The following is a 20,871-nucleotide window of genomic DNA, read 5'->3' as shown; positions in this document are numbered from 1 at the left end:
CCACTATAGCCGGTGCGGGGCGGATGCTCGCGCTCAGCCGTTCGAGGCCGAGCAGCGCCGATCGGCTGCCGTCTGACCCGGCACGTTCTCGAGCACCTCGGGGCCAGGGGCCGCGCTCGGTGAGCCGGAGGGCGCCGCCGACGGGTCGGTCGACGCGGACGGAGCAGGCTCGGCCGTCGCCCCGCCGGGCGCGCTCGGCGCCGGAGCGGGCGCGCTCGGGTCGGCGACCGTCCCGCTCTGGGGCTCGTCGGGGATGAAGCGCTCGTCGCTCTCGATGAGGCGCATGAGCTCGGTCGCCTCGTCCTCGAGGGGCAGCACGCGGCCCTCGAGCTGACCGGACACCACGACCTCGCCCGGGTACTGCACGAAGACGATGTTCTCAGTCGGCATGTCGGCGAGCACGCGCGCCATCGCCACCATCGTGTCGAGGGGCTGGAGGCTCGTCGACAGCTGCATCGACTCGGTGGTGACCTTCGCGAGCCCGTAGAGCGCGCCGAGATCGGTGAGCACGCCCTCGCTCTGCACCTTCCTGATCATCGACGACAGGTAGACCTGCTGGTTGGAGATGCGGCCGAGGTCGCCGCCGTCGCCGATCGTGTAGCGCGTCCGGAGGAACGCGAGGGCCTCATACCCCTCGACCGTGTGGGCGCCCGCCGTCGGAAGGTCCAGCCCGGTGAACGGATCGGAGATGGGGGCGTCGATGCAGACCTCGACGCCGCCGACGGCGGAGGACATCCGCGCGACCCCGTCGAACGAGATCGTGCCGGCGTACGGCACCTCGAGCCCGGTCAGGAGCTCGATCGTGTCGACGACGCACGGCAGGCCGCCGAGGTCGTAGGCCTGGTTGATCTGCGCGAGCTCGATCGCCTCGGTACTCGTGCCATCCTCGGACTCGCAATCGGGGATGGGCACCATGAGGTCGCGCGGGATCGACACCGCGACGGCCGACTGCTGATCCTCCGCGACGTGAACCAGCATGTTCACATCGTTGAGGGTCGCCTCGCGCTCGGCCGTGTCGGCCTGGCCCTCGGCGTTGTCGATGCCGACGATGAGGACATTGAAGCCGCCCTCCCAGTCGCCGACGGCGGGCACCTCCCCGCCGAGGTCGACCGAGTCGATGCCGCTGCCCAGCTGGTAGGCCGCGATCGCGGCGACGGATGCTCCGCTCACGAGCACGACCGCGAGCACCCCGGCCACCGCCGACAGGGCCGTGCGCCACCCCGATGAGCGTTTCAGCCGGCCGTGCCGCACCTCCGCCGCCTCGGCGCGGAGCCCGGAGCGATTCCGACGTCTCGACTCGGCCATCGTCGCAGGCCGCCTAGTTCGCGACCGAGCAGGTCTGCTGCGCGGCGGTCTGACCGAGGACTCCGTCGAGGACCTCGGATTCGGTGGGCTCCTCGCCGGGCGGGGGCGGGACGGCGGGGGATGCGCTCGGCGCAGGGGCAGCCGTCGCCGTCTCGATCGGGGAGGGAACGGGCGCCGGCGCGTTCGGGTCGATCGTCGACCCGGTGCCGGTCGAGCCCTCGGCGAGCAGGATCGGCTCGTCGTTGCGGATCTTCTCGAACAGCGCGTCGGCGAGATCCTCGAGCGGTGCAGCCTTGCTCGCGTAGACCCCGCCGAGCCCCGTCGTCGCGGGGTACTGCACGAACGTGATGCGCTCGGTCGGGATGTCCTTGAGCACGAGCGCCATCGAGACCATCGTGTCGAGGCTCGCGAGGCTCGACGAGAGCGACATCGCCTTGGTCGCCACCTGGGCGAGACCGTAGAGCTTCGAAGGATCGGTGAGCGTTCCCTCCGCCTGCAGCGTGCGCATGAGCGACGACATGTACACCTGCTGGTTGGAGATGCGACTGAGGTCGGAGCCGTCGCCGATCCCGAAGCGCGTGCGCAGGAACGCGAGGGCGGTGTACCCCTCGACCGTGTGCGTGCCCGCGGTCGGCAGGTCGAGTCCGGCGAACGGGTCGCGGATGGGCGCGTCGATGCAGACATCGACGCCGCCGACGGCGGTCGACATCAACGCGACGCCGTCGAAGGAGATCGTGCCTGCGTAGGGGATCTCCAGCCCAGTGAGCGCCTCGGCCGCCAGGACGACGCAGTTGAGGCCGCCGACGCCGAATGCCGAGTTGAAGGGCTGGGCGCTCATCGCGAACGAGGTGCGGCCGTCGGGCAACGGGCACTCGGGGATGGGCACGACCAGGTCGCGCGGGATCGACACGGCGACCGCCGACTGCTGGTCCTCCGCGACGTGGATGAGGATGTTGACGTCGTTGAGCGTCGCCTCCCGCTGCCCGGCGTCCCGCTGCCCCTCGGCGTTGTCGACGCCGACGAGCAGGACGTTGAAGCCGCCCTCCCACTGGCCGACCTGCGGGATCTCGCGGGCCTCGCCGTCGGCTCCCGTGAGGACGACCTGGTCGATGTTGGCATCGAGCTGGCCGAGCGTGATCGCCGCGACTGAGGCGCCGCTCACGAGCACGACGGCGAGCGCCGAGGAGATGACGGAGAGCGCGGTGCGCCACGCCGATGCGCGGGGCAGTCGTCCGTGACGGACCTGCGCGGTCGGCAGGGAGCGGATCGACCGATCGCGCTTCTGCTCCGTCATTCGCACTCCTCCTGGCACGGCGGGACCGCCGTCGCAGCGGAGGGCGTGGGATTCGAACCCACGAGACATCTCTGCCCACTGGTTTTCAAGACCAGCTCCATCGGCCGCTCGGACAGCCCTCCTCGGACACCAAGGGTCGATTCTAGCCCGAGATCGGCTAAGAACGGCCTGATCGGTCTGCTCCCGAACGAGGGGCACCCGCCGTGCGCAGGCCGGCGAGGGCGAGGGCGAGCCCATCGGCCGTGTCTCGCTCCGTCGTCTCGGACGACGCGGCGACCACTTCGGGCGGCGCCTGACCCATCGCGACACCGCGGCCGCCGAGACTCGTCGCCCACGCGAGCATCTCGATGTCGTTGCGGCCGTCGCCCACGGCCATGACGCGCTCGCCGGGAATGCCGAGGGCATCCCGGACCCGCTCGAGAGCCGTCGACTTGTTCACGCCGTCGGGCGCGATGTCGAGCCAGGCCGTCCACCCGACGTTGTAGCTGACCTGATGCAGGCCCATGAGCTCGACGACGGCGAGGAACTCCTCCATCGCGTGGCCGGGCGAGATCACGACGACGCGCGTCGCGGGCTCGCGGCAGAGCTCCTCGAACGGCACCTCGTAGCTGATCGCGCCGAGAGCGCCGTCCGGGAACCAGCCGGTGTAGCGGTAGACGCCCGTCTCGTCCTCGACGGCGTAGTTCGCCTGGGTCAGATGCGGGCGGATGCGCGTGAGCACATCCGTCGGATCGAACGTCTCGACGTGGTGGCGCCGGTAGCCCATGGGCGCCTCCGGATCGCGCCGCAGCGTGATCGCCCCGTTCGAGCACACGAGGTAGTGGGGCGCGATGTCGAGCCGGTCGAGCACGGGCAGCGTCATCGCGACCGAGCGCCCGGTCGCGAGCATGATCTCGTGCCCCGCGTCGCGGACGCGCTGCACCTCGCGCAGCACGGCGTCCGACAGCGTGCCGTCCTCGTGGAGGACGGTGCCGTCGATGTCGAGCGCGACGAGCCAGCGGTCGCCGGCGGGGATGCTCGGCATCGGATCGCTCGTCGCCGCGCTCACGCGGTCGGCTCCAGCACGGCGAGGCCGCCGAGGTACGGCTGCAGCGCCACGGGCACGGCGACGGAGCCGTCGGCGCGCTGATGCGTCTCGAGGATGGCGACGATCCAGCGCGTGGTGGCGAGCGTGCCGTTGAGCGTCGCGACGGGAGCGGTGCGGCCGTCCTCCCCGCGGAAGCGGGTGTCGAGGCGGCGGGCCTGGAAGGTCGTGCAGTTGCTCGTGCTCGTGAGCTCGCGGAACGCGTCCTGCGTCGGCACCCACGCCTCGACGTCGAACTTGCGTGCGGCGCTCGTGCCGAGATCGCCGGCCGCGGTGTCGATGACGCGATAGGCGAGACCCAGCGATTGGAGCATCCCCTCTTGGAGCGCCAGCAGGCGCTCGTGCTCGGCCTCGGCGTCGGCAGGGTCGATGTAGGTGAACATCTCGAGCTTCTGGAACTGGTGCACGCGGATGATGCCTCGGGTGTCGCGACCGTAGCTGCCGGCCTCGCGGCGGTAGCACGTCGACCAGCCTGCGTAGCGCAGCGGTCCGTTCGCGACGTCGATGATCTCGGCCGCGTGATAGCCGGCGAGGGCGACCTCGCTCGTGCCGGTGAGGTAGAGGTCGTCGTCGGGCAGGTGGTAGATCTCGTCGGAGTGCGCGCCGAGGAAGCCGGTGCCGCTCATGATCTCCGGCTTCACGAGCGTGGGAGTGATGAGCGGGGTGAAGCCGGCCTCGAGCGCGCGGTCGAGAGCCATGGTCATGAGGGCGATCTCGAGGCGCGCGCCCACGCCCTTGAGGAAGTAGAAGCGCGACCCGGAGACCTTGACGCCGCGGGGGATGTCGATCGCGTCGAGCAGCTCGCCGAGCGCGAGGTGGTCGCGCGGCTCGAAGTCGAAGGAGGGCTTCTCGCCGACCTCGCGGAGGGTGACGAAATCGCTCTCGCCGCCCTCGGGCACGCCCGCCAGGACGACGTTCGGGATGGACCCGGCGATGCGCGTGAACGCCTCGTCGGCCTCGGTCGCGGCGAGCTGCGCGGCCTTGACGCGCGCCGAGAGCTCCTGCGCGGCGGCGACGAGCGCGGCCCTCTCCTCCTTCGGAGTCTGCGCGACGCGCTTGCCATGCGCGTTCTGCTCGGCACGGAGGGCCTCGAAGGCGGTGATCGCCTCGCGGCGGGCGCGGTCGGCGGCGACGGCCTCGTCCACGAGCTCGACCGACGCCCGTCTCGCCCGCTGGGAGGCCGAGACGACGTCGGGGTTCTCACGCAGCAGCTGGGGGTCGATCACTCCCCTAGTCTGTCACGCGCTCGCGTGGCGACCCCCTCCGCTCGCGGGCCCCGATGCTCTAGCCTGACGACCATGAGCACCCCTCGCGCCGATTCCGCGCGCCCCCGCGCCGCGATCGTCTACAACCCCATCAAGATCGATGTGGATGCTCTGCGCGAGGCGGTCGCCGCCGCCGAGGTCGAGCACGACTGGGCCGAGTCGCTGTGGATCGAGACGACCGTCGAGGACCCGGGCGAGGGGCAGGCGCGCTCCGCCGTGGAGGAGGGCGTCGACGTCGTGCTCGCCGCCGGCGGCGACGGCACCGTGCGCGCCGTGGCCGAGGGGCTGCGGGGCACAGGAACACCACTGACGCTGCTGCCCGCCGGCACGGGCAACCTGCTCGCACGCAACCTCGATCTCACGCTCAACGACATCCCCGGCTCGGTGGAGGCGGCCTTCACCGGCTCCGACCGCGCCATCGACGTCGGCATCGCCGACATCGTCGACGGGGGCGGCGCCGCCTCCACTCACGTCTTCGTCGTCATGGTCGGCGTGGGGCTCGACGCCAAGATGATCGCCGCGACCAACCCGGAGCTCAAGAAGAAGGTCGGGTGGCTCGCCTACGTCGAGGCCGTGGCGCGCATCTTCAAGGACGTCAACGCGCTGCGCGTGACCTACTCGCTCGACGGCGCGTCGAGCCGCTCGACCACCGTGAGCACGATCCTCATCGGCAACTGCGGCATCCTGCCGGGCAACGTGCCGATCCTCCCCGACGCGAAGGTCGACGACGGGCTCATCGACATCGTGGCGATGCGGCCGAAGAACGTGCTCGGCTGGATCCGCATCGGTACGACCGTGATCTGGGAGAACGGCGTCCTGCGCAAGACCCGGTTCGGTCGACGCCTGATCTCGGCAGACAAGCGCGTGCGCCCCCTGCGCTACTTCCAGGGCCGCCGCGGCGACCTGCGGTTCCGCGGGCCGGAGGAGTTCGAGATCGACGGCGAGGAGATGGGCACCATCGTCCAGCTCGCCGTCCGCGTCGACGCCGCCTCGCTCATCGTCCGGGTGCCGCGCGACGCCGACGTGCACTCGGTGAAGCCCGACGCGCAGGCGGAGGCCGAGGCGAAGCGCATCGAGGTCGAGCGGCAGGGCCGCGTCGCCGCCGCCGACATCGGCGAGCCGCAACGCTCGGGCTCCGGCGTGCCGGCGACGCTCGGCGAGGACGACTAGGGCGTGTCTCGTAACCTCTGCGGGATGTTGCGGCAGGCTGGGAGCGTGACGCGTACTCGTACTTTGTCGGATTCTGCTTGGGCTCGGATCGAGCCTTTGATGCCGATCGCTTCCCGCAAGGGCGGGCGACCGTTTCAGGAGCATCGTCGGGTGCTGGAGGGGATCGTGTGGCGGTATCGGACGGGTTCGCCGTGGCGTGATCTGCCCGCCGAGTTCGGGCCGTGGCAGACCGCGTGGAAGCGTCATCGCCGGTTCAGCGGAGACGGCACTTGGGATCGTATCTACGCCGAGATCCTCGCTGACGCGGACGCAGCGGGCGAGATCGAATGGGCCGTCAGCGTGGACTCCACCATCAACCGTGCGCATCAGCACGCAACGAACCTCCCGCGCGACACAGGGGGCTCTATCGAGTTACAAGAATTTGCGGGAGGAGCCGCCTGACCACGCGATTGGCAGGTCACGCGGAGGGTTGAGCACGAAGATCCACCACCTCGTCGACGGCCGCGGGCTACCGCTGGTCGTGCTGGTCGGCCCCGGGCAGGCCGGCGATGCCCCGATGTTCCCCGTGCTCATGGACCACCTCAAAGTTGGCCGGCGTGGCCCGGGCAGGCCCCGCTCGAGACCGGACCGCGTCCGCGGCGACAAGGCGTATTCCTCGCGTGCCATCCGCACCCGCCTGCGCGAACGCGGGATCGTCGCCGTGATCCCCGAGCCCTCCGACCAGCAGGGACACCGGCAGCGTCGCGGCTCCCGTGGCGGGCGACCAGTCAGCTACGACGTCGAGGACTACAAGGGTCGCAACGTTGTCGAACGCGGCTTCAACGAAGACAAGCAATGGCGTGGGCTCGCCACCAGATACGACAAACTCGCGCTCACCTACCGCGGCGGCGCGGTCCTGCGAGCCATCACACTCTGGCTCAAACGCTTAGGAGACACGCCCTAGGCGCTCACGGGCTGACGCACGACGCATGACGCCCGCCGACCGGGAATCCGGTCGGCGGGCGTCATGCGTCCCGCGTGCGTCGCGCAGTCCGCGCGCCCGCGTCAGGCCGCGCCCGCTCCGTTCCGTCGAGCGCGCATCGCCGCACCCGCCAGGAGGAGGAGCAGCGCGAGCGCCGCGAGCGGTCCCATCGAGGCGGCTCCTGTGGTCGGCAGCCCTCCGGCGCCGGGCGCCCCCTCGCGGGGATCGCCGGCGGCGGCGGTGACGGCGATCTGGGCAGAGGCCACGCTCTCGCCGTCGATCACGACGCTCAGCGTGTACGCGCCGGGAGCGGTTGCCGCCGGGATCCGGACGGCTCCCTCGACGAGACCGTCGGCGTCAGCGGTGAAGGAGCCGAGCTCGACGACTGCGGCGGTGCGCAGACGGGCGGCGGCGGACTCGAGCGTGAGCGTGAGCTCCTGACCCGGCTGCGAGCCCCTCACGGAGAACGGGACGGTCGCGCCGGCGGCCACGGCGGGTACGGCGAGCTCGACCGCGACCTCGCCCGGCTCGTCGGTCGGAGCGGCGACGAGCTGCCCCACCCCCCAGCGCGCGGTCGACTGGAAGCCTGCACCCGAAGGGTCGGCCCCGGTGCGGATCGAGGTACGGTCACGGCCGCTCGCATCGTTGACCTGGAAGTCAAGACCGTGGACGGTGCCGAGACCGCTGCTGTCGAGGAGGCTGATCGACGCCTCGACGACGTAGCCGCCGTCGACGATCGCGGTCGAGCTCGCCGTCGATCACGCCGTAGCAGGTGGGCTTCGCCTGCAGTCGGAGCGCCAGCTGCGGTTGTCGGTGAGGCCCCAGATCGTGACCGAGTAGAGCTCCTCGGCGCGCTCGCGGAAGTCGCGGAACGCGTCGCGGTAGTAATAGCCCTGGTCGACGAAGCGCGCCTCGCTCACGGGCGTGCCCATCGTGACATCGAGCTCGGTGACGGCCTGCGTGATGAGCAGGTCGGCGAACCGGTCGATCGCCGCTCCGAGCGCGTCGACGGGGAACGACAGGCTCACGTGGAACTGGTGCCCGAGGCCGTCGACCGCGACACCGCGCTCGATCATGCGCTCGAGCAGGGCGCGCATGCGGTTCTGCTTGCCCTCCTGCTCGGTGTTGTAGTCGTTGATGAACAGCGCCACCGGGCGGTCGGCGCCCTCGGCGGCGTAGACGTCGTTGAACGCCTCGTCCGCATACAGGAAGGCGAGATCGATGAACTCCTCGCCGAGGATGCGGTACCACTCGCTGCGGCGCAGGCCGTCCTCGTACTGCGCGCCGTCGTTGACGACCTCACTGACGACGTCAAAGGCGACGATCGGGTTCTCGGCGCCTTACAGGCCGTGCGTGCCCGCGTAGTAGCCGGCGACATCGAGGATGTGCTGGCGCATGCGGTCGCGCAGGATCTCCTTGTCGGCCTCCGACGTCGAGAGCGGGGTGCCCTCGGCGTTCTGGAAGAACCAGGCGGGGGACTGCGCGTGCCAGACGGGCATGTGCCCCCAGACGCGCAGGTCGTTCGCCGCGGCGAAGTCCATGAGCAGGTCGCCCCCGGCATTCGGCGTGAACTCACGAGCTGCGTCGTAGAACGCCTCCGGCTTCATGAAGTTCTCGCTCGACAGCTGCGTGAAGTGCCGAGTCACGAGCTCGGCCTGGGCTCCCGACATCTCGCGCGGTTCGATCGCGACGCCCATCGGGAAGGGCACGGTGTCCTGGATCGGCGTGAGGTCCTGGACGACGAGCTGCTCGGCCTGCGTGATCGACACGTCGTCGAGGTAGAAGGTGCTCGTGTTGCCGGTCGCGCCGCCGTCGTAGGCGGTCTCGAAGTAGAGCAGTCCTGTCTCGAGCTCGCCGGCGGGCATGGTGATCGAGGCGGAGATCTCGCGCCACTCGCCGTTCGACAGGCCCGTGACCTGCGCCTGCGTGAGGAACGGGCTGTCGGCCTGCAGGGTCACCCAGATGTCGCCGACGGGCTGGCCGACCGCCAAGCGCACCCATGCCGAGAGGTCGTACGTGATGCCGGGCAGGAGCGTGCCGACGACGGGGAAGCCGATGCCGTCGCCCTGATTTCCGCGGTTCTCCACGACCGCCGACTGGATGCCCGTGCGGGCCTGGTCAGTGGTCACCGACACGGTCGGCGCGACGTCGAGCCGGCTCGAGCGCCGTAGCACCCAGCCGTCCAGGCCCTCCTCGAAGCTCGTCTCGAGCACGACGGCGCCCGGGGTGCCGGGGTCGCTCGGGGTCTCGCCGCCTCCGTCGCCGCCGCCGCCTCCGCCGCCGCTCGCGGTCGTCGTCAGGAGCAGGTCGTCCACGAGGTACGTGTACGCGCCGTCGAGAGCGCCGGTGCCGAGGTAGATCTTCGGCGCGGTCGCGCCGGCGGGCAGCGTGAAGGTGCCCGTCACGGTCGTCCAGGCGTCGGCGCTCACGGCCGTGGTGCTGCCGGGGACCCAGACGAACTGGCTCGCGCCGCCCTGCGTGAAGTTCTGCACGCGGTCGGCGACCTGGAGGGCGGGATCGCCCTCGACGTCGACGATCGACAGGGTCGGGCCGCCGCTCTGCTGCCACGCGTCTCCGAGGGGTGTGCTGAAGTCGTCATCGCCGAGGATCGTCTCCGTCGGCGGCGCGGGCTGGGGGCTCGTGATGACGAGGTCGTCGACGAGGTAGGCGTACGCCGCTGCCGGGTCGGAGTTCGCCGTGCCGATGTAGATTCTCGGCGCGGTGGCGACCTCGGGCACGACGACCGTGCCCGTGATCGTCGTCCACTCGCTCGCCGAGATCGTGCGGTTCGAGTCGCCCACGTGGCCGTAGCGCGGGTCGGCGGTCGCCCCGAAGTCGTGCACGAAGCGCGCCTCGCGCGTGCCGGTGACATCGGCGGCGAGGCGGATGCGCGCGCTCACCGTGTACGTCTCGCCGGCGACGAGCGTGCCGGGCGCCGTCTCGATGCCGTCGAAGTCGTTCGCCCGATCCCGCACCTGGAGGGCCGGGTCGCCCTCGACGTCGAGGATCTCGAGCATCGGGCCGCCGCTCTGCTGCCACGCCGCGCAGAGCGGTGAGGATAAGTCGTCGCTCGCGACGACCGTGTCGGCGGCGGCAGCCGAGGTTGCGGTGAGAGGGGCGAGCAGGAGAGCCGCGACGGCCCCCCAGGTCGCGAAAGTTTCGGTTAGTCGCAACCGACGCATGGCGCTCCTTTGCGCGAGGGAATGGAGGAGTCACGCGCACAGCAAGGAGGTCGACGGCGGTTGCTCAACGAATATGTTGAGATGAACAACTGGTTGTCATCGAATCGATGATCGAAACATTGTCGCGAAGTTTCGTGCTGTCTGCGCCGCTCGGGGCGTGAGAGCCCGACCACCCCTGCTGGGTCGCGGCACGGGCGCGCACTGTCGGGCCGACGCCGGTGGTACGCGCTGCAGGTGGGCACGCCCGCCGCACCCTAGCACGATGCCGGGCCAACGCCGGTGGCGCCCGCCGCAGCGGGGACGCCCGAGGTGAGCGCGCCGGAGGCGGAGGAGGTGGGCACGCCCGAAGCGAGCGCGCCGCAGGCGGAGGCGCCAGTTCGGCGTGAAGGCGGCACATCGATGCGGCGCCTTCACACCGAACCCGCGCCTTCGCGAGCCGGTTGGCCCGACCGCGCGCCAGTTCGGTGACAGCGCGCCGGTTAGAAGTGCGGCGGCCTCACAGAAGTGGCGCGTTGTCGCGCGCCCAGGGTGCGGTGTCGGCGGCGGGCGCGGGGCGGCGCGGCTCGTACGGCTCGCGCGGCGGCGCGGCCCGTCTCGACTACGCGGGCGCGCCGCCGTCTAGGATGCCGCGCAGCCAAGCACGGGCATCCGTGAAGACGTCGTCGCCGTACTGCGAGACGACCTCGATCTGCTGCTGGTCCGCGCGCGGGTACGAGCCGAGGAACATCACGTTCGGGCTGAACCTCTTGAGGCCGAGCAGGGCGTCGGCGACGCGCTCGTCGCGCACGTGCCCATCGAGGTCGATGACGAAGCGGTAGCGGCCGAGAGCATCCCCGATGGGACGCGACTCGATGAGGCTCATGTTGACCCCGCGCGTGGCGAACTGCTCGAGCATCTCGAGCAGCCGGCCGGGCGCGTTGTCGGGCAGCTCGACGATGACGCTCGTCTTGTCGGCTCCCGTGCGCTCGGGCAGCCCGAGCGTTCGGCTCACGAGCACGAAGCGCGTCACCGCGTTCGGGTTGTCGCCGATGCCCTCAGCGAGCACCTCCAGCTCGTGGTGATCGGTGATGCCGGGCGGCGCGACGGCGGCCTCGGCGAGCGTCGACTCCAGCAGGCCGGCGGCCGCGGCGACGTTCGACGCCGCCGGGATGTGCCCGTGACTGGGGATGGCCGATTCGAGGAAGCGGCGGCACTGCGCGTAGGCGACCGGGTGCGCGGAGACGACCCGGACATCCTCGATGCGGGTGCCCGGCCGGGCGACCAGCACGAAGTTCACGGGGACCAGGAACTCGCCGATGATGCGCAGGCCCGGGATGGTCGCGAGGGCGTCCTGCGTGGCGCTCACCCCGCCCTCGACCGAGTTCTCGATCGCGATCATCGCCGCGACGCTGCGCCCGGTCATGACGTCGTCGAGCGCCTCGCCGACGTTCGCGACGCTGCGCCACACCGCGCCCTCGGCATCGGGCACCTGTCGCATGGCCTCCCAGGTGAAGGTGCCGACGGGGCCCAGGTAGCTGTAGGCGGGCGTGCTGTCGGGGGCGGCGCTCATGCTCCGCAGTCTAGAGGCGGCGCGGGGCGCGACCGGCCCGCCGGGTGAATGCCGCGCGGGTGGCATGCGCGCGTGCGCCGGGCTGGCGGGGCGCGTCAGTCGACCAGTCGGAGGCCGAGAGCCGCGGCGACCCTGCCCCGCAGAGCGACGAGCTGATCGCTGGCGAGCGTCGCCCCGCGCAGGCTCGCGATGTCGTCGACGTCATCGAGCTCGGCTCCCGAGAGGTCTACGTGGGCGAGGGTCGCGTCGCGCACCGACAGGGCGCGGATGCTCGATCCTGGCACCGCGAGGCGCGCGATCGTCGCCCCCGAGACATCGAGCTCGTCGATCGTGCAGTCGACGAGCGCCACGTCGGTGAGCGCGGCCCCTCGGAGGTTCGCGAAGCCGATGCGACATCGCTCGAACCTGACGACGTCGAGGTCGGCGTCGAACGCCGCGAGCGACCCCACGCGCGAGTCGGAGACGACGACTGTGCGCCAGCGGCTGCGGGCCGCATCGAGCACAGGCGCATCCAGTCGCTCGATCGTCACCTCGGAGAGCACCGCCGCACGGAGCACGGCGCCGTCGGCGCGCACGTCGGCGAGAGCGACCTCCGAGAGCTGGATGCCCGTGAGGTCGCGGTCGGCGAGGTCGACGCCGCTCACACTCACGCCGGCGACGTCGGCGCGGGCGACGAGCGCGGCACCGTCAGCGGCCTCGAGGTCATCGAGCCGCAGGTCGGGTTCGAGCGGAGGGCGCAGGTCGTCGCGGGCCATCCGGCGAGGGTACTGAAGTCCCGAGCGCCGCCGTGGAATCGACGAAATGAAGGGAGCTGGAGCCTCCGGAACGGCGTGTCGACATCGACACGCCGGGAGGAGGGGCCGCGCTCCCTTCATTCGGTCGACGGGCGGCGCGGATGCCCGAGGCCCCGACTGCGAGGAGCCCGCGAGACACTGTGCCCCGCGTCGCCCCCGGTGGTTGGATGGGCGCATGACTCGCGCAGGAACGCCCGCCCAGTCCTCCGACCTCATCGACGTGGACGCACTCATCGCCGCGTACCACGACCGCGTTCCGGACCTCGACGACCCGGCCCAGCGAGTGGCCTTCGGCACGAGCGGCCACCGCGGCTCGAGCCTCGACGGCGCCTTCACCGACACGCACATCGCCGCCATCACGCAGGCGATCGTCGAGTACCGCGCGAGCCAGGGCACGACCGGCCCGATCTTCGTCGGCGCCGACACGCACGCGCTGTCCTCCCCCGCCCAGCGCACCGCTCTCGAGGTGCTCACCGCCAACGGCGTCGCCGCCTTCGTCGACGCGCACGACGGCTACGTGCCGACGCCCGCCCTCAGTCACGCGATCATCACCCACAACCGCAGCGGCCTCGCCGACGCCGACGGCATCGTCATCACCCCGAGCCACAACCCTCCCCGCGACGGCGGCTTCAAGTACAACCCTCCGCACGGCGGCCCAGCCGACTCCGACGCGACGAACTGGATCGCGAACCGCGCGAACGACATCATCGCCAGCGGGTCGACCGAAGTGAAGCGCGGTGCCGCGATCGAGACGCACGCCTACGACTACCGGCTGCACTACGTGTCCGATCTGGCGTACATCCTCGACATGGAGGCGGTGCGCGACGCCGGACTGCACATCGGCGCCGACCCGCTCGGGGGCGCGAGCGTCGAGTACTGGCAGTTCATCGCCGAGCACTACGGCCTCGATCTCACGGTCGTGAACCCGTTCGTCGATCCGGCCTGGAGCTTCATGACGCTCGACTGGGACGAGAAGATCCGCATGGACCCGTCGAGCCCGAGCGCGATGGCGAGCGTGCTGACCCACCAGCACGAGTACGCCGTGGTCACCGGCAACGACGCCGACGCCGACCGTCACGGCATCGTCACCCCCGACGGCGGCCTCATGAACCCGAACCACTACCTCGCCGTCGCGATCGACTACCTCTACACGCACCGGCCAGAGTGGCGCGCCGACGCGGCCATCGGCAAGACCCTCGTGTCGAGCTCGATGATCGACCGCGTCGCCGAGGGTCTCGGCCGTCGCCTGCACGAGGTTCCCGTCGGCTTCAAGTGGTTCGTGCCCGGCCTCATCGACGGCTCCGTCGCGTTCGGCGGGGAGGAGAGCGCCGGGGCGAGCTTCGTCCGCCGCGACGGCAGCGTCTGGACGACCGACAAGGACGGCATCCTGCTCGCCCTCCTCGCGAGCGAGATCACCGCCGTGACCGGGTCGACGCCGTCGCAGCTCTACACCGGGCTCACCTCGACGTACGGCGCGCCCGCCTACCAGCGGGTGGATGCCGCGGCTACTCCCGAGCAGAAGGCGAAGCTCTCGAAGCTGTCGGGCGACGCGATCGCGGCCGACGAGCTGGCCGGTGAGCCCATCACGGCCCGCCTGTCGGAGGCCCCGGGCAACGGTGCCGCGATCGGCGGCGTCAAGGTCGTGACCGAGAACGCGTGGTTCGCGGCCCGACCGAGCGGCACCGAGGACGTCTACAAGATTTACGCCGAGTCGTTCCGCGGCGGGGACCACCTGCGGCAGGTGCAGAGCGAGGCGAAGGCGATCGTGGATGCCGCCCTCCGCTGAGCCGGCCGGTGCGGGCGTCGACCGCGCGTCGGCCCCCGAGCCGCCGGCGATCGACCCTCGGCTCACGGCCGAGCGCGCGGAGCTCTTCGCGCAGTGGGACGCCCTGACGCCCGACGAGCTCTCCGCGCGCGGCGGACTCAAGTGGACGATGCACCCCGGCACGGTCGGCGCGTGGGTCGCCGAGTCGGATCTCGGAACGGCCCCGGCCGTGGCATCCGCCCTGCACGCCGCGATCGACGCCGGCCACCTCGGATACCTGCCGCCCGCGATCGCCCGCGAGATGTCGCGCGAGACGGCGAGACTGCTGCGCGAGCGCTTCGACTGGGCGGTGCCGTCGAGCCGCGTGCACCCGATCGCCGACGTCATCCGCGGTCTCGAGCTCACGATCGAGCACTACTCGCGGCCCGGCTCCGCGATCATCGTGCCCACTCCCGCCTACATGCCGTTCCTCACGGTGCCGGTCGCGATGGGCCGCGAGGTCGTCGAGGTGCCGCTCGCGACGCACGCCGGACGGCAGACGCTCGACCTCGTCGCCATCGAGGAGGCGCTCGCCGCGGGCGCGGGCGTCGTCGTGCTGTGCAACCCGCTGAACCCGGGCGGTCGCGTGTTCGACCGCGCCGAGCTCGAGGCGCTCAGCGAGGTCGTCGAGCGGCACGGGGCGACGGTGTTCGCCGACGAGATCCACGCGCCGATCGTCTTCGATGCCGCGCGCCACGTGCCGTACGCGAGCATCTCGGAGGTCGCCGCCGGGCACGCCATCACGGCGGTCTCGGCATCGAAGGCATGGAATCTCCCCGGCCTCAAGACCGCTCAGCTCATCACGTCGAGCGACGCCGCCGAGAAGACGTGGGAGGCCCTCGGCCCACTCGCGAGCCACGGAGCAAGCACCCTCGGGGTCATCGCGAACACGGTGGCCTACCGCGACGGCCTCGACTGGCTCGACCACACCGTCGCCTACTACGACCGCAACCGGCGCGTGCTCGGCGACCGCCTCGCCGCGCTCCTGCCCGAGGTCGGCTACCGCGCCCCCGAGGGCACGTACATCGCGTGGCTGGACGTGCGCGGGCTGGGTCTCGGAGAGGATCCGGCGACTCGGCTGCGCGGCCGGGCGGGCATCGCCCTGACCGACGGCCGCGCGTGCGGAGCGGCCGGCACAGGCCATGTGCGCATGATCCTCGCGACGCCGACCCCGATCGTCGAGCTCATCGTCGAGCGCATCGCTGGGGCCGTGCGCTGAGTTCGTGATCGCCAGGCGGGGCTCAGTCCGCCGGCAGGCTCCAGAAGTAGCCGGTGGCCCCCGGGTGGTCGACCGTGATGGTCTCGTCGAGGTCGCGGAGGTCGCTGTCGAGATTGTGGCCGACCATCTTGACGACGGTGCGGCCGTCGACCTGCTCGATGGCGGAGACGATCTGGATGTGATCGAGCGCGTTGTTGTTGTTCCAGTCGAAGACGACGAGGTCACCGACTTTCGCCTGGTCTCGCTGGTCGAGGCCGAGCTGGACGGCACCGAGCTGCGGGTTGTCTCGCAGGAACGCGTCGAACGACGGGACGTAGATCCACGGGCTCGTGTAGTCGGCGCCCACGTCGTAGCTGTGCCACTCCGGAGTCATCTCCCAGCCGCGCTCGATGAGCGTTTGACTCACGAAGTTCATGCAATCGCCGCCGACGGGGTTGAACGTGCCCCATTCGGCGAGGTTGTAGTCCTTCCAGTACCGGAAGGCGTACTCGAGCTGGCGGTCGACCGCGGTGCGCCTCTCATAGGTGTACTCGAGCGGACTCGCCATGTCGATCGTGGCCTCGGAGGCGACGATCTCGACGGGGACGGCGCCGGGGAGGTAGCGCTCGGAGCGCGGCATCTCGAATGTGAGCGACGTATCGGTCGCGATGAAGTCGGCGACGAGCATCGAGCCGATGCGGATCGCGGAGACCGCCTTGAGGCCCGAGCCCGTGATCGTCTGCTGCTCTCCCCCGACGAGCGAGCCCGCCGCCGCAGACAGGCCTGTGACAGCGATGACCGGGTCGGCGGTCGGCGGCTGGGGGGCGGCGGCAGGCGCCGAGACCCCGCCGGCTGCGGGCATCTGCTGCCGCGCTGACGCGAGGCCGAGGGTGCCGACCGTCACGCCCACGAGAGCCGTGATCACGATGACGGTCAGGGTCGTCCGCCGTCGCTCGCTCGAGCGTGGGAGGAATCCGTCTCGAGCCATGGACCCATGGTACGCGACTCTCGGCGCTCCGGCCGGGGGCCCGCCGGGCTCGATCGAAGCACGCATTCTGTCCAGCACCTGCCGTCTGACCTGCGGTTTCACATCCGTACCAGATCCGTTGTCGACAAGGCGGCAGCAGCTCGCCTACCGTTGCCGCAAGTGTGAGAGCACTCTCATGCCTTGCGATTGAGCGCGCTCTCACAAGCCGACCCCCACGCACAAAGAAGTGACCGTGACGCTTTCACGACGCCGCAGCACAGCAGCCGCCGCCCTCGCCGGCGCGACCGCACAGACCCTCTTCGCCACCGATTGCGCGAGCACCGGCGACGACGCACCCGCCGGCAGCGGGGGCGACGGCGAGATCCCGCGGGGTGCGTGAGAGCGACGGCGCGCCTCAATAGACTGCGGAGCATGACGATCGAGGCGGGTCAGGCACGCTCGGCGCCGACCCTCGAGATGGTGGCCGCCGCGGCCGGCGTCTCGCGCGCGACGGTGTCGCGCGTCGTGAACGCCTCGCCGAAGGTCAGCCCGTGTGTCGTGGAGGCCGTGCAGGCCGCCATCCTCCGACTCGGCTACACCCCCAATCGCGCCGCGAGGTCGCTCGCGAACCGACGCTCGATGGTCATCGCGCTCGTCGTCCCGGAGGACACCACGCGCCTGTTCGGCGACCCGTACTTCGCCGCGATCGTGAAGGGCATCACCGACGAGCTCGACGCCTCCGACTACGTGCTCAACCTGCACCTCGCCCGCTCGGAGTCGGCCCAGAAGACGCTCGCCTACCTCACCGGCGGCAACGTCGACGGGGCGCTCGTGGTCTCGCACCACAGCGGCGACGAGTTCCTCTCGACCCTCGGCCGGCACCTGCCCGTCGTGTTCGGCGGCCGCCCGGTCGACCCCGAGGCCGTCGACAGCATCTACATCGACATCGACAACGTCGCCGCCGCCTACGACGGCACGCGCTACCTCATCGACGCCGGCTGCACGCGCATCGCGACGGTCACAGGCTCCGGCGACATGCCCGCCGGCATCGACCGCCTCGAGGGGTTCCGTCGCGCGCTCGCCGAGGCGGGGATGCCCGCCGACCTCGTGGCGGACGGCGACTTCACGATGACGGGCGGCGCCCGCGCGGCGCGCGAGCTGCTCGATCGAGGCGAGAGCTTCGACGGCCTGTTCGTCGCGAGCGACCTGATGGCGGTCGGAGCCGTGACGGCCCTGCGCGAGCGCGGCCTCCGCGTGCCCGACGACGTCAAGGTCATGGGGTTCGACGACAGCCCCGCCGCCCTCACGGGCGAGGTCGCGCTGACGACGGTGCGCCAGCCGTCGGAGGAGCAGGGCCGCCTGCTCGCCCGCACCCTCCTGCAGCTGCTGGGCGGCGAGGACGCCGCGCGCCGCACGATCATGCCGACCGACATCGTGGTGCGCCAGAGCGCCTGAGCGGCCCCTGCACGCGCCCCGACTCCGCTCACCGAGCCTCGGTAGGGTGCCCGTCATGAGTCTCACCGTCACGCACGAGCCCGACGCCGACCGCTACGTGGTGCACGACGCCGCGGGCGAGCTCCAGGGCTTCATCGTCTACGACTCCTCCCCCGGGCAGCTGCGGCTGATCCACGCCGAGGTGCCGCCGTTCCTGCGCAGCAAGGGCGTCGGCGGTGAGATGGTGCAGGCGATCCTCGACCACCTGCGCGCCGAGAGCACCGACCGGATCGTGCCGTCGTGCCCGTTCGTGGTCATGTGGATGCGCCGCCACCCCGAGTATGCGGACCTCACGACCCGCTGACTCCCATCGCCCGCCCAGCCGCGGTTGAGGCCATCCGTCGCAGTTAGAGGTCGAAAGTTCGGCCGCGAGTGCGACGAACGCACTCACTCGTGCGTGGGATAACCGCGCGCGGGCCGGCGCGCTAGCGGTCGGCGGGGACGTCGATGCGAAGGCGACCCGCGTATCCGGTGGCGTCGGCGGGAGCATCCACGATGCCCAGGGGGCCGTCGCCGGGGGTCGGAGCGGGGGCGGGGAGGATGGTCTGCCGATCGAGCTCGACCTGCGCCTCGTGACGGGTCGGGTGGAAGACCTCGTCGCCGATGCCGAGCACCCCGGGGCCGGAGCCGCCGCGTCGCGACTTGTCGCTCAGATCGATCCATCCGCGGGCGTGCGCGAGGACGGCCACGGCCACGGCCGCGCCCACGAGAAGAATCCAACCCCACACCGGCACGAGGGTCAGGATACCCGGGTGGCCTGGGAGGGCCGCTGAACGCTCGGTGAACGCGGAGGCGGGCGCGCCGCGAACGGCGAGGCGGGAGGACACCGCGGGTGCCGCTCAGGGCACGCGGTAGAGCCACTCCTCGGTCGAGAACTTCTCGGCCACGAGGGCGTCGATGCGCTCCATCTCCTCGGGCGTGATGGCGCTCTCGGCCAGGCCGTTGCGGGCGCGGAAGGTCGCGACGAGGCGGTCGATGATCTCCTCGCGCGGCAGGCCCGTCTGGCTGCGCAGCGGGTCGACGCGCTTGTTGGCGCTCTTCACGCCCTTGTCGCTGAGCTTCTCGCGGCCGATGCGCAGCACCTCGACCATGCGGTCGCCGTCCATGTCGTAGCTCATCGTCACGTGGTGCAGCACCGCGCCCGAGCCGAGCCGCTTCTGCGCGGCCCCGCCGATCTTCCCCTTCGTGCTCGTGATGTCGTTGAGCGGCTGGTAGCTGGCCTCGATGCCAAGCCCCTTGAGTCCCTCGATCACCCACTCGTCGAGGAAGGCGTACGACTCGGCGAAGCTCATGCCCTGCACGAGGGCGACGGGCGCGTAGAGCGAGTAGGTGATGACGCTCCCCGCCTCCATGAACATCGCGCCGCCGCCCGAGATGCGGCGCACGACCTCGAAGCCGTAGCGGTGCGCGTTGTCGATGTCGACCTCGTTCCTCACCGACTGGAACGAGCCGATCACGACGGCGGGGCGCTCCCACTCCCAGATGCGGAGGGTCGGACCGCGGCGGCCGTCACCGACCTCCTCGGCGAGAACCTGGTCGGCGGCCATCTGCTGCTGCGGGGTGAGCGGCGGGCCGACGACGAGGCTCCACTCGTAGTCGGTGAACGCCGTCGCCTCGGCGAGCGCGCGGCGGATGGTCGTCGCGACGGCGTCGGCGCTGAATCCGAGCAGCACGGCGCCGGGAGGGAGCGCCGCGGAGATCGCGCGCGCGAAGGCGGCGTGATCGGAGTCGGCGGGCATCCCGATCACGGCCGCCTCGATGGCGGGGATGGCTTCGTCTGGCTCGACGAAGAAGTCGCCCGCGAGGCGGAAGGAGCCGATCAGGCCGCCGTCGACCTCGAGATCGACGACGACGAGCTTGCCTCCTGGCACCTTGTATTCGCCATGCATGGCCCCAGCCTAGGCACCCGTCGCAAGGGGGCGCTGGGCGTCGGCGGCGTACTGCGACCACGAGCCCGCGAAGAGCCGACCGCGGCCGAGGCCCGCGTGCTCGAGGACGAGCAGCTCGTGGCACGCCGTGACGCCCGAGCCGCAGTACGCGATGACGTCGGAGCCCGGTGCGGCGCCGCCGGGGGCGAGACCGAACTGCGCGAACCGGGCGCGCAGCTCGTCGAGGTCGCGCAGACGGCCGTCGCCGCCGATGTGATCGCGCACCGAGAGGTTGCGCGCGCCCGGGATGTGGCCCGCACGGGCATCCACCGGCTCGGTCTCGCCGGCGAAGCGATCGGCGGTGCGGGCGTCGAGCACGAGGGCGCTGCCGTCGGCGGCGCGGGCCTGGGTCTCGTCGATCGAGGCGAGCGCGGATGCCGGCCACGCGGCCGCCGTGAAGGTCGCGTCGGCGCGCGGCGCCGCTCGCCGCCCGGCGACGGCCGCGCCGGCTCCGAGCTCGCCCTGCCACGCCGTGATGCCGCCGTCGAGCACGGCGGCGTCGCGGCCGAGCACGCGGAGCATCCAGGCCAGACGCGCCGCGATCACCCCGCCGGCGTCGTCGTAGGCGACGACGGTCGAGTCATCGCCGACGCCGGCCTCGGTCATGCCGCGGGCGAAGCGCTCGGGGTCGGGCAGCGGGTGGCGGCCCTCGGTGGGGCTCGGCGGGCCCGCGAGCCACTCGTCGAGGTCGACGAAGACCGCGCCCGCGATGTGGTCCGCGTGGTAGGCGTCGCGCCCCGAGCGGCCGTCGAGGTACCAGCGCACGTCGGCAATGACGAGACGGCGCTCGCGGCGCCCCGCCTCGGCGATGAGCGACTCGAGGTCGGCGGAGGAGACGAAGGGAGGCAGGGTCGTCGGCATCAGGCCAGGCTACCC

18 protein-coding genes, 1 tRNA gene and 1 pseudogene are annotated in these 20,871 nt (G+C 71.4%); 7 read left to right on the top strand and 13 right to left on the bottom strand.

All coding sequences use genetic code 11. The features are described from left to right. Positions 1 to 33: 33 nt before the first annotated feature. The 5 genes from FHX53_RS11420 to serS all read right to left on the bottom strand — a co-directional run bounded on the left by FHX53_RS11420 (position 34) and on the right by serS (position 4,909). Positions 34 to 1,305 carry an LCP family protein gene (locus tag FHX53_RS11420; protein WP_182491465.1) on the bottom strand — a complete coding sequence of 424 codons (1,272 nt, stop codon included), beginning with the start codon at positions 1,303 to 1,305 and terminating at the stop codon, positions 34 to 36. 13 nt (positions 1,306 to 1,318) lie between these two features. Beyond that, positions 1,319 to 2,599 (bottom strand): LCP family protein, encoded by a 1,281-nt coding sequence (locus FHX53_RS11415; protein ID WP_182491464.1) that lies wholly within the window; start codon positions 2,597 to 2,599, stop codon positions 1,319 to 1,321. Between the two features lie 37 nt (positions 2,600 to 2,636). Then, positions 2,637 to 2,721 (bottom strand) — tRNA-Ser (locus FHX53_RS11410). Between the two features lie 35 nt (positions 2,722 to 2,756). Next, the gene (locus FHX53_RS11405; RefSeq protein WP_182491463.1) at positions 2,757 to 3,623 is read right to left on the bottom strand and encodes an HAD family hydrolase; all 867 of its coding nucleotides are present in this window, start codon (positions 3,621 to 3,623) and stop codon (positions 2,757 to 2,759) included. A 20-nt stretch (positions 3,624 to 3,643) separates the two neighbouring features. Continuing rightward, positions 3,644 to 4,909: a serine--tRNA ligase gene (gene serS / locus FHX53_RS11400; RefSeq protein ID WP_182491462.1), complete on the bottom strand. Its 1,266-nt coding sequence runs from the start codon at positions 4,907 to 4,909 to the stop codon at positions 3,644 to 3,646. A 72-nt stretch (positions 4,910 to 4,981) separates the two neighbouring features. Between serS and FHX53_RS11395 the strand changes: the two genes are divergently transcribed. Both FHX53_RS11395 and FHX53_RS11390 read left to right on the top strand, forming a co-directional pair. Beyond that, positions 4,982 to 6,118 (top strand): diacylglycerol/lipid kinase family protein, encoded by a 1,137-nt coding sequence (locus FHX53_RS11395; RefSeq protein ID WP_182491461.1) that lies wholly within the window; start codon positions 4,982 to 4,984, stop codon positions 6,116 to 6,118. A gap of 45 nt (positions 6,119 to 6,163) precedes the next feature. Beyond that, a protein-coding gene (locus FHX53_RS11390) for an IS5 family transposase (protein ID WP_425488290.1) occupies positions 6,164 to 7,061 on the top strand; the annotation gives its coding sequence in 2 pieces (ribosomal slippage) (positions 6,164 to 6,501 and positions 6,500 to 7,061; 900 coding nt in all). A 101-nt stretch (positions 7,062 to 7,162) separates the two neighbouring features. Here the strand turns inward: FHX53_RS11390 and FHX53_RS11385 are convergent. The 4 genes and pseudogenes from FHX53_RS11385 to FHX53_RS11365 form a co-directional block, all read right to left on the bottom strand. Then, a complete protein-coding gene (locus FHX53_RS11385) occupies positions 7,163 to 7,816 on the bottom strand; it encodes a sugar-binding protein (RefSeq protein WP_182491538.1) in 654 nt (217 codons plus the stop codon). A 21-nt stretch (positions 7,817 to 7,837) separates the two neighbouring features. Next, a pseudogene (locus FHX53_RS11375) lies at positions 7,838 to 10,261 on the bottom strand (endo-1,4-beta-xylanase). Positions 10,262 to 10,859: 598 nt separating this feature from the next. Next, positions 10,860 to 11,810, bottom strand: a complete 951-nt coding sequence (gene pheA / locus FHX53_RS11370) for a prephenate dehydratase (protein ID WP_182491459.1) — start codon at positions 11,808 to 11,810, stop codon at positions 10,860 to 10,862. A gap of 95 nt (positions 11,811 to 11,905) precedes the next feature. After that, positions 11,906 to 12,565, bottom strand: a complete 660-nt coding sequence (locus FHX53_RS11365) for a pentapeptide repeat-containing protein (protein WP_182491458.1) — start codon at positions 12,563 to 12,565, stop codon at positions 11,906 to 11,908. 214 nt (positions 12,566 to 12,779) lie between these two features. Between FHX53_RS11365 and pgm the strand changes: the two genes are divergently transcribed. Then, positions 12,780 to 14,390, top strand: coding sequence for a phosphoglucomutase (alpha-D-glucose-1,6-bisphosphate-dependent) (gene pgm / locus FHX53_RS11360; protein WP_182491457.1), 1,611 nt, complete (start codon positions 12,780 to 12,782; stop codon positions 14,388 to 14,390). Beyond that, positions 14,374 to 15,627: a MalY/PatB family protein gene (locus tag FHX53_RS11355; RefSeq protein WP_182491456.1), complete on the top strand. Its 1,254-nt coding sequence runs from the start codon at positions 14,374 to 14,376 to the stop codon at positions 15,625 to 15,627. Before pgm ends, FHX53_RS11355 begins: the two co-directional genes overlap by 17 nt. 22 nt (positions 15,628 to 15,649) lie before the next feature. On the opposite strand, the gene FHX53_RS11350 is transcribed toward FHX53_RS11355, so the two are convergent. Continuing rightward, positions 15,650 to 16,594: an amidase domain-containing protein gene (locus FHX53_RS11350; RefSeq protein ID WP_182491455.1), complete on the bottom strand. Its 945-nt coding sequence runs from the start codon at positions 16,592 to 16,594 to the stop codon at positions 15,650 to 15,652. Between the two features lie 232 nt (positions 16,595 to 16,826). Here FHX53_RS11350 and FHX53_RS11345 point away from each other — a divergent pair, with 232 nt between their 5' ends. From FHX53_RS11345 to FHX53_RS11335, 3 genes are read left to right on the top strand one after another with little or no spacing between them, the layout of a single operon-like run. Continuing rightward, entirely contained in the window at positions 16,827 to 16,973 is a 147-nt protein-coding gene (locus tag FHX53_RS11345) for a hypothetical protein (protein WP_182491454.1), read from the top strand. Between the two features lie 32 nt (positions 16,974 to 17,005). Continuing rightward, on the top strand, positions 17,006 to 18,028 hold the full coding sequence (locus tag FHX53_RS11340) for a LacI family DNA-binding transcriptional regulator (protein ID WP_182491453.1): 1,023 nt from the start codon (positions 17,006 to 17,008) through the stop codon (positions 18,026 to 18,028). A 55-nt stretch (positions 18,029 to 18,083) separates the two neighbouring features. Beyond that, on the top strand, positions 18,084 to 18,371 hold the full coding sequence (locus tag FHX53_RS11335; RefSeq protein WP_182491452.1) for a GNAT family N-acetyltransferase: 288 nt from the start codon (positions 18,084 to 18,086) through the stop codon (positions 18,369 to 18,371). A gap of 121 nt (positions 18,372 to 18,492) precedes the next feature. Here the strand turns inward: FHX53_RS11335 and FHX53_RS11330 are convergent, their stop codons facing one another. From FHX53_RS11330 to FHX53_RS11320, 3 genes are read right to left on the bottom strand one after another with little or no spacing between them, the layout of a single operon-like run. Then, the gene (locus FHX53_RS11330) at positions 18,493 to 18,894 is read right to left on the bottom strand and encodes a hypothetical protein (RefSeq protein ID WP_182491451.1); all 402 of its coding nucleotides are present in this window, start codon (positions 18,892 to 18,894) and stop codon (positions 18,493 to 18,495) included. Positions 18,895 to 18,906: 12 nt separating this feature from the next. Beyond that, positions 18,907 to 19,956: a lipoate-protein ligase LplAB gene (gene lplAB, locus FHX53_RS11325; RefSeq protein WP_182491450.1), complete on the bottom strand. Its 1,050-nt coding sequence runs from the start codon at positions 19,954 to 19,956 to the stop codon at positions 18,907 to 18,909. 9 nt (positions 19,957 to 19,965) lie between these two features. Next, positions 19,966 to 20,856, bottom strand: a complete 891-nt coding sequence (locus tag FHX53_RS11320) for a sulfurtransferase (RefSeq protein ID WP_182491449.1) — start codon at positions 20,854 to 20,856, stop codon at positions 19,966 to 19,968. Positions 20,857 to 20,871 lie beyond the last annotated feature (15 nt).

It is taken from the genome of Microcella alkalica (assembly GCF_014137945.1).
Lineage (GTDB): Bacteria > Actinomycetota > Actinomycetes > Actinomycetales > Microbacteriaceae > Microcella > Microcella alkalica.
Note: the sequence above shows the minus strand (reverse complement) of the source record. Positions and strands in the feature narration are given on the sequence as shown.